The sequence below is a fragment of the Leptospira congkakensis genome, assembly GCF_004770265.1.
GTDB classification, from domain to species: Bacteria; Spirochaetota; Leptospiria; order Leptospirales; family Leptospiraceae; genus Leptospira_A; species Leptospira_A congkakensis.
The window spans coordinates 407,017-422,052 of record NZ_RQGQ01000017.1; the positions used below are offsets into that span (position 1 = coordinate 407,017).

Genomic DNA, 15,036 nt, shown 5'->3' on the forward strand with positions numbered 1-15,036 from the left:
AGTGGAGTTGTCAAAGGATCCACCTGCCCTAATTCCAATCTTTACGCGTTAGGAGTTTCGATCCCAACACCGTCATTGAGAAATTTCGAAATGATCACACGTTGGATTTGGGAAGTTCCTTCGTAGATTTGGAAGATTTTTGCATCACGCATTAGTTTTTCCACAGGGTATTCTTCGTTGAATCCGTAACCACCAAAGATTTGAACTGCATCTGTTGTGACACGCATTGCCATATCAGCACAAAATACTTTTGCAATCGATGCTTGGTATGTGTTTCTAAATCCATTATCGATAAGCCAAGCTGATTGCCAACAGAGAAGTCTTCCTGCTTCAATATCGCGAGCCATTTCAGCGATCATAAAACTAACACCTTGGTTTACGGAAATTGGTTTTCCGAACGCATTACGAGTGTTTGCGTAACGAATGGAGTGATCAAGGGCCGCACGAGCCACACCTACGGCACCAATTGCCACTGCAGGACGAGTTTTGTCAAAAGCACCCATTGCAATTTTGAATCCCTCACCCTCTTTTCCAATCATGTTTTCTTTCGGAACTTTTACGTCTTCAAAAGTAACACCACGAGTGTCGGAACAACGTTGCCCCATATTTTTTTCTTTTTTACCGATGATGATTCCTGGAGTTTTTGCATCTACGATGAATCCAGTCATACCTTTATGGCCAGCATTTGGATCTGTTTTTGCTAAAACAAAAAACCAGTCCGCATGACCTGCGTTGGTAATCCACATTTTAGATCCATTGACAATGTATTCATCACCCACTCGTTTTGCTGTGGTTCGAATTCCAGCCACGTCTGATCCTGCACCTGGTTCCGTTACAGCATAAGCGGCTAGGGTAAAAGTTTCAGACATTGGTTGGATGAATTTTTTCATAACATAGTCATCAGCACCTAGTAAAACAGGCGCTAATGCAAGGTTGTTCGCTAGAATCGCAGTCGCCATTCCCGAACATCCGTAAAATAACTCTTCTGAAGCAATAAGTTCGTCCAAAACACCGAGGCCTGCCCCACCATATTCTGTAGGGATGTGCATATTCATAAGGCCTACGTCAAAAGCTTTCTTTAAAATTTCTTTGGGATATTCACCTGTGTGGTCATGGTGTTCCGCCTTAGGAATCATTTCATTTTTGGCGAAATCTCTTGCTAAGTCGCGGAGGGCTTTTTGTTCATCGGTGATAGAAAAGTCGATCATAGTGTGCCTTGTAGATGTTTTTTTACAGTACTTTGGAATTTTCTCTCTGAGTCAAGAAACTAGGGCGACTTAAATCTGTTGAAAAATCTTTTGAATCCAAAATCCTAGCCTTGGGAGAAAACAATGTCAGGACACTCGAAATGGGCGACGATTCGAAGAAAAAAAGGGGCCATTGACGCGAAAAGAGGCGCCATCTTTACAAGGATTGCCAAAGAAATTTCCGTAGCTGCCAAAGATGGTGGTGGAGACCAAGAAGGAAACCCGAGACTTCGCCTTGCTGTCACAAAAGCGAAAGCTGCCAATATGCCAAAAGATAATATCGAACGGGCCATCAAAAAGGGAACGGGCGGACTTGAGGGTATGGTATATGAAGAGTGTCTGTACGAATGTTACGCACTTGGTGGTGTTGCGATAATGGTGGATGTCCTCACTGATAAAAAATCACGTACAACTCCCGAAATTAAAAGCATTCTAACCAAACTTGGTGGTTCCCTCGCCAACGCAGGAGCAGTCTCTCGTCTTTTTGAACGCAAAGGACAGATCACCCTAAAGGCAGATCAAATTTCTGAAGAAGCTTTGTTTGATTTAGCACTTGGTGCTGGGGCCGAAGACATCCAAGTGAATGATGGAATGTATACGGTGATCACAGCTCCCGCTGAATACGAAGCTGTCCAATCAGCCCTTTCCACAAAGGGACTGAATATGGAAGAGTCGGAAATTAAATACATCCCTATGACTACCGTGGAAGTGAACGACAAAGAAACGGCAGAAAAAGTAATGAAGCTAATCGAAAACTTGGAAGCAAATGATGATGTGCAAGGTGTGAGTTCCAACTTTGAGTTAGGTGACGGTGTAGAACTCGATTAAGAGAATATTAAGACAGGACGATTTATGTCGCCCTGTCTTGAATCTTGGTTGGTTTCTCTGGTTGGGATCATCGCAGAGAAATATTCCGTAGCAAATTATCTTTTTTTAATCAATCCTGCAATGAAGATGAGTAAGATTGCTCCAATCACTGCCACAATAAGTTCTGCAATCAGACCGTAGGAACGAAAACCTAAAAGTCCAAATACAATCCCTCCCAAAAAAGAACCTACAACACCAATCACCAAATTGGCAATGAGTCCAAACCCTTTCCCACGCAAAATACGACCGGCAAGCCATCCTGCCGCAAGACCAATCAGTAAAAACCAAATAAAACTAAACATAAGTTACTATCCTTGTTGCCTTTTCTTTTGAATTCTCATAAATTTACAAGAAGTCGTTAGAGAATCAATTCATATACGAAGGCTACATTTGAAAAATCAACTTTTAACTGGTCCCTATTATTTTGGTATGAAGGACTTGGATGTGTTCAAAAAACATTTCATCCAAGAAAACCAAGGGAAACCACTCTTCCTCATTCGTTTTGAAAACATTGGCGGTATTGAACTGACCGAATTTTTGGATCTACTCCGGACTGAATTTTATTCCTGTTTGGATTTAGAAGATATTGGATTCGGATTTCATTACTTAGAAAAACAAGATATACTACTGATGGGAATTTCTCCACTTTTTGAGTGGGACATTGAACGATTTCCGAACATCGAAAATTCCGTTGGTAAATTCCAACAACAATGTTTACAAAATAAAGTTGTTTCCTTTCACTTTGGAGTTTCCAGAACTCAATCTAACTTTATCTCAGACAGTGATGAAATTTATAACGAACTATATAAATCTTCCGAAAAAAATCTTAATGATAATTTAGTTCGTTGGAGTTGGACCTACTATAACAAAGCAAATACTTATATTTCAGGATCAGTTCATGAAGCCATGATCCAACCCACAGTCATCTTCAATCCTAAAGATAAAACGTATTCGGTGAAAGGTGGCGAAGTATTCCTCGGTGGTGGGGCATACATTGGTTACAAAGATTTAATCAATGACATTCCATCCGACCAAGATCTCAACCGAATCGAACTTTTGATTTTAGAAAAGTTGATCATTGCTTGTGAAGGAGCACCGGGATTATTAAAATTTAATATTTCTCCGCAGTCTTTGATTGATACATTTTCCCAAACGGGTCGAGTAGATCGATTGCAACGACTCATTCGAAATAAAGATTTAATTCCTGAGAACATAAGATTTGAACTTGTTGAAAAACCTTATGATGATTCTCACTTTCCACTAAAAGATGTCTGCCATGCTTTTTATTCACATGGAATGAGTTTTGCTGCTGACGACTTTGGAGTCAAAAGCCAATCACATCAAATTGTTTTGGATCTTGGAATTATGATTAAAGAATTCAAATTGGATCCTATTAGTTTTAAATTCAAAATCGAAGAAGACCAAATTAAATTTTTGGACAACTTAGCATTTATTGATTATTGTAAACGTCTTGCTGACAACAGGGAAGCCGTGATCACTGCTGAGGCCGTTGAAGACTATGATACTTTACGGTTTCTGATGGAACACCAAATCTATCAGTTCCAAGCAAATATATTATTTGGAAAAATGACAGTATCGGATTATAAAAGAGATTTTGATCTTCTCCATTCCATCCACGAAGATGTTGTGAAAGAAGTATTGACAGATAAAATTTTGTCAGAAAAACAAAAGAAAGTTGGGAATTTGTTTCGAGTTGCATCAGAGGCGGGTTTAATTTAAAATTATATGCATTTTATCATGGCGATAGAAAACGATCTAAATTCCGCACAGGATTTAGAAAACATCTTCCTTGGTTTACGCCAACGAGTAGTCATCACAAAATTTTCGCAAACTGTTCAAGAGTATGTAAAATCGGCCAACCCAGATATCATTCTTATGGGTTTGACTTTTAAGGACAAAAAAGAATTAGAATTTGTTTTGGAACTTAGACGTGATGTCATCACACACAACATTCCGATTCTTGCAATGATTCCGAAAGAGGATACCAATTTCATTGCAAATCAAAAAGCATTGGGCTTTACAGATTATATGGTGAAACCTTTAGCCAAACAACCGCTACTTGATCGAATTCATTCCCATATTGAAGAATATAAATTTAGCGAATCTTCAAAAACTAGAGACAATATGTCTTTTATTGTTGTGGATCGGGGTCACGGGCGGGTTTTATTCCAATGCCGCGCGAATCTCAAACGATATGTATTCCCTGAATTCAAAAAAATATTCACTCCTAACTTTTTAAAATCCATCCTTACAGAACGTGTTTGTTTTGATGTTCGTGTGGTTCCCGAACTTGGAAAAGAAGAAGTAGAAGTTTTTGAGCGAGTGATGAAACTTTTTATGGGACACGAAAAAGTAGTGTTTATTGCTGGCCGTCATATGGGAGCATTCATTGAACACGCATCAGATGATGAAAAAATGTTAGTTTTTATGGCTCCAAACGAATTCGAAGAATACGTTAAAATGGAAGAACAGAAAGTAGAAGAACAACGTAAAAAAGAGAAAAAGGAAAAGTTTGCAAAAGATAGTGCTAAAGAAAACGTAGCAACTGGTCCAACCTCTCTCGGTGAAGTAAAAATAGAAATTCCAATTGGTGGGCCGGCTCTCCCTTACACTCCAGCGGAACCAATTAGTTCTGAAACACCTAAAGAAACTAAACCTAACACCGATTCGACCGAAACACCTCCTCAATCATAAAATTTTTAAATCACAAAACAAAAGAAGAAACAAATGAATTACAAACGTGAAGTCATCGACATTCCCAACGGTAAAGGCGAAATCATTCGCTTTCAAATGAACGACCAAAACTCACTGACCGGACAAAACATGAGAGATCTCGGTGAGATTTTAAATGAAATCAAAGCCGACAATTCCAAACGAGGTGTCATCTTAACCACTGACAATCCTAAGTTTTTTTGTAACGGACTTGATGCAGAAAATTTACTTTCTACCAGCAGAGACAAACTTATAGATGAAGTGGGTGGTATTGTAATCCTTTTTGCAGAACTTGTTAAGTTTGATAAACCCTTGATCACAGAAGTCACAGGTCATGCGATGGGCGGTGGTGCAGTGATCACCGTTGCTTCCGATTTTAAATACATGTTGGATGGAAAAGGAAGGATTGGTTTTACAGAAGTAAACGTAGGCCTTCCACTTCCAGGAAGTTTTATCGATCGCATTCGTATGTGTGTGGATCCAAGGTATTGGGCAGAAGTTTGTTTGGAAGGAAGCACTTACAAAGGTGCAGAAGCCAAAAAAATTGGACTCATCGATGAAATTGCCCCGACCCCAGAAGACATAAGAAAGATTGCTCTAAAGAAATTGGAAACACTTTCAAAAGTTCCTTCCGCAGCGTATCGTTCTACAAAGAACACATTGAATGGGGCGCTCCTTGCAAATTTAGAACAATATAAAAAGGATACAATCAAATCCTTTGAACAACCTGGTGTTGTTGATAATCTACTCGAAGCAATGACCGCTCTTAAAGAAAAACGTAGGCCCGTTTTTAAATAAAATTTTAGGAACTCGAGGGGAAAATGAGAAACGCCCCTCGATTCTTATAAGTCTTTTCACCATAAGAGCCGAAAATTATAGTGAAATCAGATGTTGCGTCCTCTCGTATTAGTACTCATTCTATTTTTTTATCCCCTCTCTGCAATATCTGTCTCTGATTACCCACCGGGTTTTGTTTTAAAAAATCCTTATCTCTGGCCAGTGAAAGGATACGACTCTATCACTGGTGCTTTCGGTGAATTTAGAACAGGACATTTTCATATGGGACAAGATTTTTCCACCGGCGGGAGAATTGGAATTCCTATCATTGCAGTAACAAAAGGAAAAGTCACTCGTGTACAAAGAAGATGGACTAGCATTGGTTATGCGTTATTTCTCCAACACGATGATGGAATGATCTCTCGGTATGGTCATTTACACAAATTCTCTCAAAAAATTATTAAACAAATTTTAAAATCAAAACAAGCAAGACGTTACAAAGATAGAACGGATTTTGATATTGCACTTCCAGAAGCAGTGGAAGTAGATGCGGGAGAAACCATTGCATTTTCTGGTGACACTGGCGTTGGCCCACCACACTTACATTTTGAACTTTTTAAAGACAATGTATATTACAATCCAATGCATTATGGATTGGGTTATAGTGTCGCAGAACCAATTGTCTTTAATACAATTCGGATCACTCCACAAACACCGCGTACCTTTATCAATGGTAGAAATGAAACCGTTGAAATTCCGTTTTACGAAACCAGTGGAAATCGATTTGAACTTTCAGAGTCCCCTACACTTTTTATCCAAGGAAAAGTTGGAATCCAAATCGCACTGCATCAAAAATCCAATAACAATCGTCTAGGAATTTTCACCTTAGATATGTTAATTGGTGAAAACGTTTTACAAGGGTTTCAACTTTCAAAGATTTTAAAAGAACATACTCGTAAAAATGTTTTGTTATATGATAGTTCTGTCAGTAAACCCAATGGAAATCCATTTTCATACTATCTGCACACCCGCGATGGAAATGATTTACTCGGAATGAGAAGTAATGGCCGAGAACAAGGTTTACTTGATAGCGAGCAAATGCGTTTGGGAGAACCTAAGGAAATCACCATTCGGGCCACAGGAATGGGTGGGCAAATGTCCTTTGCTTCCTTTTATATCCTAAAGGACCAAGGAGATTATAGTCATATTGTCACCAAAGAATGGAAGTACAACGTGTACTATGATCGTTATACTACATTCAAATCGAAAGATACAAAAGTGGAATTGTTTTTCCCGGTAAATGCCGTGTATTCCAAAGCATTTTTCGATATCGAAGCTCAAGAACAAATCCAAATCAATACAAAAGGCCTCAATCAACTTTCTAGTGTATATAAAATTGGACCTGACTTTAAAGATTTTAATTTAGGTTACGACCTTTATGTAAAGGTGCCCAAAACCAAAGATATCAATTCAGCAGATTTGTATGAAGTTTTGGCAGATGGGAATGTAAAAAAGGTCAATGGATCTTCTTTTAGTTCCTGGGGCCAATTCTTCAAAGTAAGACTACGTAAAACAGGACTCTTTGTTGTTTTATCAGACCAAACCCCTCCTACAATTTATCTCCATGATTTGATGAACAAAACAGTATACCCGAGAGAGGACTTTGCTTTGTATCTAAAAGCAGTGGATGTTGGATCAGGCATTATGCCGGATGGGTTTGACATCACAGTGGATGGAATTCCGGGCAAAGCTGAGTTTTTTCCCAAAGACGGCCGATTGGAAATCTTTGAACCCGAGATTTTATACGAACCAGGAAAACATACAGTGCTTGCAAGTGTAAGAGATTTTGCAGGGAACTGGAGTTCTACAGTGCGGTATGATTATGAAATCCAAACTCCACCAATGCCGGAAGAAAAGAAAAAACCAACTTCAGACAATCAAAACCCAGATACTATCAAAGATAAAAAGAATACAAAAGAAATAAAAACCAAACAATCTTCGCCTAAGGTGCAAAAGGCGGTTAAACCAATAACAATCGCACCTAAGGCAAAGGATAAAAAATCTACATCCCGATAGCAGCACCACCGTCTACACGGAGGTAAGTTCCAGTGATGTAAGATGCATCGTTGCTTAAGAAAAACTTAACAGCAGATGCAATCTCTTCTTGTTTTCCCGGACGTTTGAGTGGGATCACAGAAGGATCAGTCAATTTGTCTTGCACTTCTTTAGAAAGTGTTCCAGTCATTTCTGTTTGAACATAACCTGGGCAAACGGCATTTACTAAAACGTTTCTTCCTGAAAATTCACGAGCAGAAACTTTTGTTAATGCAATTACTCCGGCTTTGGAAGTGGAGTAGTTTGCTTGGCCTGGTTGACCAGTGAGTCCAGAAACTGAGGAAATGTTTACGATCCGACCAGAATCAGATTTTAGAATGAGTTTACTTGCGGATTTAGTCATAAGGAAAACTCCCTTACAGTTCACATCCATTACAAAGTCATATTCTTGTTCAGACATACGAATGAGAAGATTGTCTTTTAAAACACCTGCGTTGTTCACAAGAAAATCTAATTTTCCAAAAGCCTCTTTTGTTTTGCTGATAGCAGCATCACAGTCTTCTGGTTTTGTTACGTTACAAGCAACGCCAATTGCTTTCACACCAAATTTAGCTTCTACTTCTCTTGCAGCTTCTTCAATTTTTTCCTGATTCAAATCAACAAGCACCAAACTTGCACCATGCGATGCGATTCGGTTTGCGATTGCTCTTCCCAAACCAATGGGAGAGGCAGCTCCCGTTACCAGTGCTACTTTTCCTTCGAATTCTTTGGACATATGCCCCCCTAGGATTTATTACTAGATTCTAAACTTGAATTTCGAACATCGTTCGGCAATCGTAAAATTCCCAGTTGAAACAGAAGTTTCTAATGAAAGACTGCCCTTATGATCGATCGTTACAGCCATCCAGAGATTTCCGCCATCTGGGAATTAGAGAACAAATTTAAGATTTGGACAGATATAGAAATTTATGCCTGTGAAGCCCGTGCGAACCGCGGTGAGGTTCCCAAAGAAGACCTAGAAACCATCAAACAAAAGGCAAAATTCAATGTAGATGAAATTCTAGAAATAGAATCAAAAGTACATCACGATGTCATCGCCTATTTGACCAATTTAAACTCTTATATAGGACCAGCAGGCCGTCATGTTCACTTTGGTCTGACTTCCAGTGACGTTGGTGACACAGCACTTTGCGTACAAATGGTTCAAGCAATGGATCTTCTCATCCAAAGAACCGAAACTCTTTTACAAACTACAAAAGAAAAAGCAAAAGAGTACAAAGACCTTCCTTGTATCGGACGTTCCCATGGAATCCATGCAGAACCAATGACACTTGGTCTTAAGTTTGCTCTCTTCTATGCAGAGATGACTCGAAACTTAGAACGGATGAAAGATGCTCGTACACAAATTGCTGTAGGTAAATTGTCTGGAGCTGTAGGAACTTATTCCAATATTGATTTAGAAATTGAAGAATATGTTTTAACCAAACTTGGTTTAACTGTAGATCCAATTGCCACACAAGTCATTTCACGCGATCGCCATGCTTTTTATATGTCCGTGCTTGGTGTGGTTGCTGCTAGTTTGGATCGAATGGCAACAGAAATCCGTCTTTTACAAAAAACAGAAGGACGCGAAGTAGAAGAACCATTTGCTAAAGGCCAAAAAGGTTCCTCAGCTATGCCTCACAAACGAAATCCTGTTGTCTGTGAAAGAATTTCTGGGATCTCTCGAGTGATTCGTTCCAATGTAAACGTTGGATTACAAAACGTAGGACTTTGGCATGAACGAGATATTTCTCACTCATCTGCCGAACGAATTGTCCTACCCGATTCCACTATCGCTCTCGATTATATTTTGGAAAAAATGAATTTTGTTTTAAAAGGCCTTCATGTCTATCCAGATGCCACCGAACGCACATTAAACGTAACCCGTGGACTTATATTTTCACAAAAAGTTTTGTTATGGTTAATTGAGAAAGGTGGAATCACAAGGGAAGACGCCTACCTCATCGTTCAAGAAAATGCAATGGCGGTTTGGGCAGACCAATCTAAAAATCTTCGTGACCTTTTGAAACAAGATCCAAGATGTTCTGCCATCCTCAAAGAAAGCGATTTGAATGAAATTTTCCAAATCAAACCTTATTTGGAACGAATTCCACTCATCTTCAAACGATTGGGGATTATTGATTGATTCCGATCGTGTCAATAAAAATGAAATTTCCAAAGTAAACGGAAACCTGATTCAAATTAGAAAAGGATATAATCTCATGGCTGATAAACAAAATGTTTTTCAAAGACTAGTCGGAAAGGGATTATATCCTTCGCAAATGGCATGGATGTTACTCCTTCCATTCCGAAACCTATACTTATCGCCAGCCAAACTGGCCAGTCGATTGGGTCTTAAAGATGATTCTATTGTTTTGGAACTCGGATGTGGGCCTGGATATTTTAGCCCCTTCATTGCAAAAAAGATTCCAAAAGGAAAACTTTATCTTGCAGACATTCAGCCAGAAATGCTTGAAAAAGCACGAAAACGGATGAATCAAAAAGGAATCAAAAACGTAGAATTATCACTTACTCAAAAGGATTCTCTTCCTTTTCCTGATAATCATTTTGATGTGATTTATCTTGTTACAGTTCTTGGAGAAATTTCAGAACCCAACCGTTATGCAAAAGAAATGTTTAGAGTATTAAAACCAAATGGAATTGTATCAATATCCGAACAAGCTGGTGATCCGGATTCCCTAACTCTCGCAAACGTAGAAGAAATTTTATTACCCACTGGATTACGTCTCAAACAAGTTTTTGGAAAAGGCAGGACGTTCACTGCCAACTTTATCAAAAAATAAATCAAAGATTTTCATCCAACCATTGGATTAAATCTTTTAACATCTCACGGTTGATACTATGGCCTTCTTCATATTCCTTGTAATGAGGATGAATTCCCAATGTTTCTAAATATGTTTTTACCGATCTCGCATACTCAACAGACAAAACTCGATCGTTTGTGCCGTGTGATATAAAAACCTTTTTGTTCAAAACATCTTCGCTAACATTCACAATTTCTTTATTTTCTTCTAACAACCTTCCGCTGAGTGCTATGATTCCTTTAAATCTATTTGGATATAATAATCCCAAAGAATAAGACATGATAGCACCTTGGCTAAAACCACCAATCCAAACATTCGATTCATCAAATTGATAATTAGATTTCAGATAATCCAGAAATTCTATCAAGAGCCTTCTACTTTCTTTTTCCTGCTCTAAATTGATCTTAGGTTGGCCAGTTGTGAATAAAACTTCATACCAAGCATAACTTTTTGGTGCTAAAGTTAAAGGACCTCTGGCAGAAACAACGAGAAAAGATTCAGGTAGGTAATTAGATAAGGAAAATAAATCCTCTTCATTACTTCCAACTCCATGTAACAAAAGTAAAAGTGGCGGATTTTCCACCGAAACCTTTGGTTTGCGTACTAAATATTCTAGTGGTTTTTCCATGGTTTATTATCCTTTTTGACTCGGTTCCAATCTTACGGAAGTCATCGTCAAAGCACCTGCCACTGGTTTGTCGTTAAAAAAGGAAATAGAATCTGAATCCAATTTTGTTCCTAAAGTATAAAGTAATGGTAAATAGTGTTCCGCAGTGGGAATGGCCCATTCGAATTCTTTTCCATGATTACGAATTTGAATTAAGGAATCGTTGTCTCCAGCCAAAATCCAATTTTTTACCTTTTGGTTTACATCCAATGCCCAATCAAATCCATATACTTCGTTCAATCTGTCCCAAGCCACCATACGCAAGTTATGTACAATATTCCCACTGGCAAGAATGAGAACACCTTGGTTTCGAAGGGAAGACAATTCTTTGGCCAATTGAAAATGAGCTTCCGGCGAAATTTTATAATCCATACTTAGTTGCACAACGGGAACGTCAGCCTTTGGGTAAATATGTTTGATGACACTCCAAGCTCCGTGATCTAATCCCCATTCATAATCCAATTGAACATTTTGAGATTTAACTGTAGACTGAATTAGTTTTGCAAGTTCTGGGCTACCTGGAGCAGGGTATTGGACATCAAATAATGCTTTTGGGAAACCACCAAAGTCGTGTATGGTGGGAGGATTTTCCATAGCAGTTACAAAAGTTCCGTCCGTCACCCAATGTGCGGAAATACAAAGAATGGCTTTTGGTTTTGGGATGGTTTTTGCGAGGTCCCGCAACCCATCCACAAATTCATTTTCTTCAATTGCATTCATCGGACTGCCATGCCCCAGAAAGAGGGAAGGAAGTGTGGTGGAATTTTGAAAAAGGGCCAAATTTTCTTTTGTTTCTACTGAATTCATCTGGTTTCCGGAATTTTTTAGATCCCGACTCCTCTATTTAGATAGTTTAATATCAAATCATTTATTGTCAATCTATTATACAGATGGAAAGCAGAAAATTGATATTTTTATAGCAGACGTCTCGCTGTTAAACTGCATTGATTATTATAAAGAGGTTTTATGGTTATGAAAGCAATTAAACGGAATTTAGGATTTGGATTTTTGAGTTGGTTTGTACCGTTTTTTATCTCGATATTCTTTTTTTCAAAAGAAGGTACATTACAAATAGACTTATTTTTTTTCAAAACAATTATGATTGTTGTTGGATCTCTGAGTGGTTGTTTTTTATTATTTCGATATTTTTTGTTAGTTGATTCTAACTTTTTTAAAGAAGGAATCATCATTGGAATTTCCTGGTTATTTCTCAATTGGATATTAGACATTCTAATATTACTTCCCATGTCCAAAATGCCTATGGATCTGTATTTTATCCAAATCGGATTTCGATATCTCTCTATTTTGTTTTTTTCCATTACATTGGGAGCCATTTTAGAGCGAAAGATCCAATAGAAGTAGCAATCTAAAAATCTAAATGAGAAGATTATTCTATAATATTATCAAATTATTTTTAGCCTACCTTCTCATATCTTCTAGTTATATTGTCTCAACTGGACTTGTTGAAGCAGAAAATTTAACTTCGAATATAGCTCTCGTTCTGGGAAATAAAGTTGAAATAGATGGATCACCATCAGATCGATTGCAAGCCCGATTAGATAGGGCAGTCATTCTTTATAAAGAACATTTAATTCAAAAAATAATAGTTTCCGGGGGATTGGGAAAAGAAGGATTTGATGAAGCAAAGGTAATGAAAAAATATTTAGTCACCCAGGGAATTGATGCGGATCAAATCATTGAAGATAACCTTGGTTCTACAACAGAAAAATCAGCACAAAATCTAAAAATTATCTTAGGTTCAAATTTTTCTGAATCAATTCTTATCATATCACAGTATTATCATCTCAATAGAGCGTCCTTTTTAGTTAAAAAAACTGGCTTCATCAATATAAAAACTTCCTATGCTAGGTATTTTGAAATCCGAGATTTCTATTCAATCTTCAGAGAAACCATTGCCTTACCTTATGTAATCATTCTGAATTTATAATTTTTCACCAAGGAACTTTGCCATTAGAAAAATAATCGTACTCGAATTACTTACCCTTGATGGCGTAATCCAAGTAGGTGCAGTCCCAACAGGAAGTTTTTAAAGATACCACTTATGAATGAACAAATTAATCTAAAATTAATCGATAAGCAATTAACAGCGTATAACAATAAAGATATTGATTTGTTTCTGCAATGTTGGGACCAAAATGCAAAAATCTATCTCCATCCGAATACTTTGTTAGCGGAAGGAATCGAACAAATCAAAGAAAGACATTTGATCCGTTTTCAAGAACCAGATCTTTTTGCCAAATTGATCACAAGAACTCAATTTAACGGAAAAATTGTTGATCAAGAATTGGTTACTCGAAATTTCCCAGAAGGAAAAGGAAACGTAGATGTATTGGCAATTTATGAAATTAACGATGAAAAAATACTCAATGCCTGGTTTTTGATAGGAGAACCTAGACTCCTGTTGTCAATAATTTTTTGAATCAATTTCATTAACAAAACCAAAGACCATTGAATCAATAAGGAATCGTTAATTTCTTCCAGACCGAATAATAAAGAGTTGAAGAATTCTTTAGAAAACAATTAAATATCTCTGTTTTTCGATCATTCAATCAAAAACTTATGAACATACCATATTCTAACAAATTGTAGTAAGGGGAAAATTATGGCAGCACCGAAGAAGAAAAAAAGTAGCGGAACCAAAACAAAATCGAGTTCAAAAAAGTTAGATTATCACGCCAATCCTACGCATAGCATAACACCCTTTCTTATGTTTAATGCAAACATTGAAGAAGTGGCAAAGTTTTACGCATCGGTTTTTAAAAAATCCAAAATCATTACGGCAAACCCAATGCAAGGTGAGTTCATTTTAAACGGACAAAAGTTTACAGCTTACAATGGTGGACCTGAATTTAAATTCACTTGGGGAGTTTCCTTTATGATCAGTGTAGAAACTCAGAAAGAAGTAGATTATTATTGGAATGCTCTTTTAGCAGATGGTGGTACAGAAAGTATGTGTGGTTGGCTTCAAGATAAGTTCGGTATGTACTGGCAAGTCACCCCAAAAATTCTTTTACAACTAATTTCTCATAAAGATCCAATCAAAGCAGAACGTGCCACACAAGCCATGTTAAAGATGAGAAAAATAGACATTGCAACGTTAAAAGAAGCGGTAAGTTAATAGACTTCATTGTTACTTTCTCATAAAAAAATTTCTGATACAGATATAGAATCTGCTTCAATCATTTGGGACTTTCTCACACAAAAGGATGATCTTGATAAAGCAGATTTAATTTTTGTCTTATGTAGTCATGATATAAGAATTGCTAAGTATGCTGCAGATTTATACAGAAATGGTTATGCGAATCAAATTCTGTTTTCAGGTGGACTCAATTTTTTTACTAAGAATATATTCTCAGATTCCGAAGCTGATTCTTTTGCTAAATTTGCCCTTAACGAAGGGATTCCCACAAAAGACATCATTATAGAAAATAAATCTACCAATACGAGAGAAAACATTCAATTTTCTAAATCTATGTTGAACGCGATGAACATTGAGATAAATTCCATCATTGCGATTCAGAAACCTTCTATGACCTTAAGAGTTAGGTTGGCTTTAGACAAACAATGGTCCGATAAACAATTCATCATTTCTGCACCTAAATACTCTTTGTTGGAAGCCCCTCATCAATATATCAATCTTTTTATGATTATCAACGAAATCGTAGGCGATTTACAAAGAATCATTACGTATCCCAAATTAGGTTTTCAATCTGAAATCTCTATACCTGAATCCGTTGAATCTGCCTTTAATCATCTCGTTTCCCGAGACTATAACTTACATCTAATTCGGTAACAATTGAGT

General features: G+C 37.4%; 17 protein-coding genes. 12 read left to right on the plus strand and 5 right to left on the minus strand.

The window, feature by feature from the left end; translation table 11 throughout:
- Positions 1 to 41 precede the first annotated feature (41 nt).
- A complete protein-coding gene (locus tag EHQ70_RS15410) occupies positions 42 to 1,208 on the minus strand; it encodes an acyl-CoA dehydrogenase family protein (RefSeq protein ID WP_135587858.1) in 1,167 nt (388 codons plus the stop codon).
- Positions 1,209 to 1,331: 123 nt separating this feature from the next.
- Here EHQ70_RS15410 and EHQ70_RS15415 point away from each other — a divergent pair, with 123 nt between their 5' ends.
- Complete coding sequence (locus EHQ70_RS15415) at positions 1,332 to 2,075, plus strand: YebC/PmpR family DNA-binding transcriptional regulator (protein ID WP_135587860.1); 744 nt, start codon at positions 1,332 to 1,334, stop codon at positions 2,073 to 2,075.
- A gap of 95 nt (positions 2,076 to 2,170) precedes the next feature.
- Here the strand turns inward: EHQ70_RS15415 and EHQ70_RS15420 are convergent, their stop codons facing one another.
- Positions 2,171 to 2,416 carry a GlsB/YeaQ/YmgE family stress response membrane protein gene (locus tag EHQ70_RS15420; RefSeq protein WP_135587862.1) on the minus strand — a complete coding sequence of 82 codons (246 nt, stop codon included), beginning with the start codon at positions 2,414 to 2,416 and terminating at the stop codon, positions 2,171 to 2,173.
- Positions 2,417 to 2,504: 88 nt separating this feature from the next.
- Between EHQ70_RS15420 and EHQ70_RS15425 the strand changes: the two genes are divergently transcribed.
- From EHQ70_RS15425 to EHQ70_RS15440, 4 genes are all read left to right on the plus strand, one after another.
- Positions 2,505 to 3,854 carry an EAL domain-containing protein gene (locus tag EHQ70_RS15425; protein WP_135587864.1) on the plus strand — a complete coding sequence of 450 codons (1,350 nt, stop codon included), beginning with the start codon at positions 2,505 to 2,507 and terminating at the stop codon, positions 3,852 to 3,854.
- Positions 3,855 to 3,860: 6 nt separating this feature from the next.
- Positions 3,861 to 4,829 carry a response regulator gene (locus tag EHQ70_RS15430; RefSeq protein WP_208729567.1) on the plus strand — a complete coding sequence of 323 codons (969 nt, stop codon included), beginning with the start codon at positions 3,861 to 3,863 and terminating at the stop codon, positions 4,827 to 4,829.
- 33 nt (positions 4,830 to 4,862) lie between these two features.
- A complete protein-coding gene (locus tag EHQ70_RS15435) occupies positions 4,863 to 5,645 on the plus strand; it encodes an enoyl-CoA hydratase/isomerase family protein (protein WP_135587866.1) in 783 nt (260 codons plus the stop codon).
- A gap of 90 nt (positions 5,646 to 5,735) precedes the next feature.
- Positions 5,736 to 7,700, plus strand: coding sequence for a M23 family metallopeptidase (locus tag EHQ70_RS15440; RefSeq protein ID WP_135587868.1), 1,965 nt, complete (start codon positions 5,736 to 5,738; stop codon positions 7,698 to 7,700).
- Here the strand turns inward: EHQ70_RS15440 and EHQ70_RS15445 are convergent.
- The gene (locus EHQ70_RS15445) at positions 7,687 to 8,454 is read right to left on the minus strand and encodes a glucose 1-dehydrogenase (RefSeq protein WP_002972927.1); all 768 of its coding nucleotides are present in this window, start codon (positions 8,452 to 8,454) and stop codon (positions 7,687 to 7,689) included. The two genes, EHQ70_RS15440 and EHQ70_RS15445, sit on opposite strands and share 14 nt — an antisense overlap.
- 108 nt (positions 8,455 to 8,562) lie before the next feature.
- On the opposite strand from EHQ70_RS15445, the gene purB reads away from it, so the two are divergent.
- Entirely contained in the window at positions 8,563 to 9,867 is a 1,305-nt protein-coding gene (purB, locus tag EHQ70_RS15450; protein WP_135587870.1) for an adenylosuccinate lyase, read from the plus strand.
- Positions 9,868 to 9,943: 76 nt separating this feature from the next.
- A complete protein-coding gene (locus EHQ70_RS15455) occupies positions 9,944 to 10,525 on the plus strand; it encodes a class I SAM-dependent methyltransferase (protein ID WP_135587872.1) in 582 nt (193 codons plus the stop codon).
- Position 10,526: 1 nt separating this feature from the next.
- On the opposite strand, the gene EHQ70_RS15460 is transcribed toward EHQ70_RS15455, so the two are convergent.
- Together EHQ70_RS15460 and ygiD are read right to left on the minus strand one after the other, a co-directional pair.
- Positions 10,527 to 11,174 carry an alpha/beta hydrolase gene (locus tag EHQ70_RS15460; protein ID WP_135587874.1) on the minus strand — a complete coding sequence of 216 codons (648 nt, stop codon included), beginning with the start codon at positions 11,172 to 11,174 and terminating at the stop codon, positions 10,527 to 10,529.
- A gap of 6 nt (positions 11,175 to 11,180) precedes the next feature.
- Positions 11,181 to 12,020, minus strand: a complete 840-nt coding sequence (gene ygiD / locus EHQ70_RS15465) for a 4,5-DOPA-extradiol-dioxygenase (RefSeq protein WP_135587876.1) — start codon at positions 12,018 to 12,020, stop codon at positions 11,181 to 11,183.
- Between the two features lie 165 nt (positions 12,021 to 12,185).
- On the opposite strand from ygiD, the gene EHQ70_RS15470 reads away from it, so the two are divergent.
- The 5 genes from EHQ70_RS15470 (at position 12,186) to EHQ70_RS15490 (ending at position 15,027) form a co-directional block, all read left to right on the plus strand.
- The gene (locus tag EHQ70_RS15470; RefSeq protein WP_135587878.1) at positions 12,186 to 12,569 is read left to right on the plus strand and encodes a hypothetical protein; all 384 of its coding nucleotides are present in this window, start codon (positions 12,186 to 12,188) and stop codon (positions 12,567 to 12,569) included.
- Positions 12,570 to 12,591: 22 nt separating this feature from the next.
- The gene (locus EHQ70_RS15475; protein WP_135587880.1) at positions 12,592 to 13,161 is read left to right on the plus strand and encodes a YdcF family protein; all 570 of its coding nucleotides are present in this window, start codon (positions 12,592 to 12,594) and stop codon (positions 13,159 to 13,161) included.
- 114 nt (positions 13,162 to 13,275) lie between these two features.
- Complete coding sequence (locus tag EHQ70_RS15480; protein WP_135587882.1) at positions 13,276 to 13,653, plus strand: nuclear transport factor 2 family protein; 378 nt, start codon at positions 13,276 to 13,278, stop codon at positions 13,651 to 13,653.
- Between the two features lie 183 nt (positions 13,654 to 13,836).
- The gene (locus EHQ70_RS15485; RefSeq protein WP_135587884.1) at positions 13,837 to 14,352 is read left to right on the plus strand and encodes a VOC family protein; all 516 of its coding nucleotides are present in this window, start codon (positions 13,837 to 13,839) and stop codon (positions 14,350 to 14,352) included.
- Between the two features lie 9 nt (positions 14,353 to 14,361).
- Complete coding sequence (locus EHQ70_RS15490; RefSeq protein WP_135587886.1) at positions 14,362 to 15,027, plus strand: YdcF family protein; 666 nt, start codon at positions 14,362 to 14,364, stop codon at positions 15,025 to 15,027.
- Positions 15,028 to 15,036 lie beyond the last annotated feature (9 nt).

Excerpts from the sequence above, each read along its gene's own strand:
- EHQ70_RS15410 (WP_135587858.1), bottom strand. The coding sequence starts at position 1,208 with ATGATCGACTTTTCTATCACCGATGAACAAAAAGCCCTCCGCGACTTA.
- EHQ70_RS15415 (WP_135587860.1), top strand. The coding sequence starts at position 1,332 with ATGTCAGGACACTCGAAATGGGCGACGATTCGAAGAAAAAAAGGGGCC.
- EHQ70_RS15420 (WP_135587862.1), bottom strand. The coding sequence starts at position 2,416 with ATGTTTAGTTTTATTTGGTTTTTACTGATTGGTCTTGCGGCAGGATGG.
- EHQ70_RS15430 (WP_208729567.1), top strand. The coding sequence starts at position 3,861 with ATGCATTTTATCATGGCGATAGAAAACGATCTAAATTCCGCACAGGAT.
- EHQ70_RS15435 (WP_135587866.1), top strand. The coding sequence starts at position 4,863 with ATGAATTACAAACGTGAAGTCATCGACATTCCCAACGGTAAAGGCGAA.
- EHQ70_RS15440 (WP_135587868.1), top strand. The coding sequence starts at position 5,736 with ATGTTGCGTCCTCTCGTATTAGTACTCATTCTATTTTTTTATCCCCTC.
- EHQ70_RS15445 (WP_002972927.1), bottom strand. The coding sequence starts at position 8,454 with ATGTCCAAAGAATTCGAAGGAAAAGTAGCACTGGTAACGGGAGCTGCC.
- purB (WP_135587870.1), top strand. The coding sequence starts at position 8,563 with ATGATCGATCGTTACAGCCATCCAGAGATTTCCGCCATCTGGGAATTA.
- EHQ70_RS15455 (WP_135587872.1), top strand. The coding sequence starts at position 9,944 with ATGGCTGATAAACAAAATGTTTTTCAAAGACTAGTCGGAAAGGGATTA.
- EHQ70_RS15460 (WP_135587874.1), bottom strand. The coding sequence starts at position 11,174 with ATGGAAAAACCACTAGAATATTTAGTACGCAAACCAAAGGTTTCGGTG.
- ygiD (WP_135587876.1), bottom strand. The coding sequence starts at position 12,020 with ATGAATTCAGTAGAAACAAAAGAAAATTTGGCCCTTTTTCAAAATTCC.
- EHQ70_RS15470 (WP_135587878.1), top strand. The coding sequence starts at position 12,186 with ATGAAAGCAATTAAACGGAATTTAGGATTTGGATTTTTGAGTTGGTTT.
- EHQ70_RS15475 (WP_135587880.1), top strand. The coding sequence starts at position 12,592 with ATGAGAAGATTATTCTATAATATTATCAAATTATTTTTAGCCTACCTT.
- EHQ70_RS15480 (WP_135587882.1), top strand. The coding sequence starts at position 13,276 with ATGAATGAACAAATTAATCTAAAATTAATCGATAAGCAATTAACAGCG.
- EHQ70_RS15485 (WP_135587884.1), top strand. The coding sequence starts at position 13,837 with ATGGCAGCACCGAAGAAGAAAAAAAGTAGCGGAACCAAAACAAAATCG.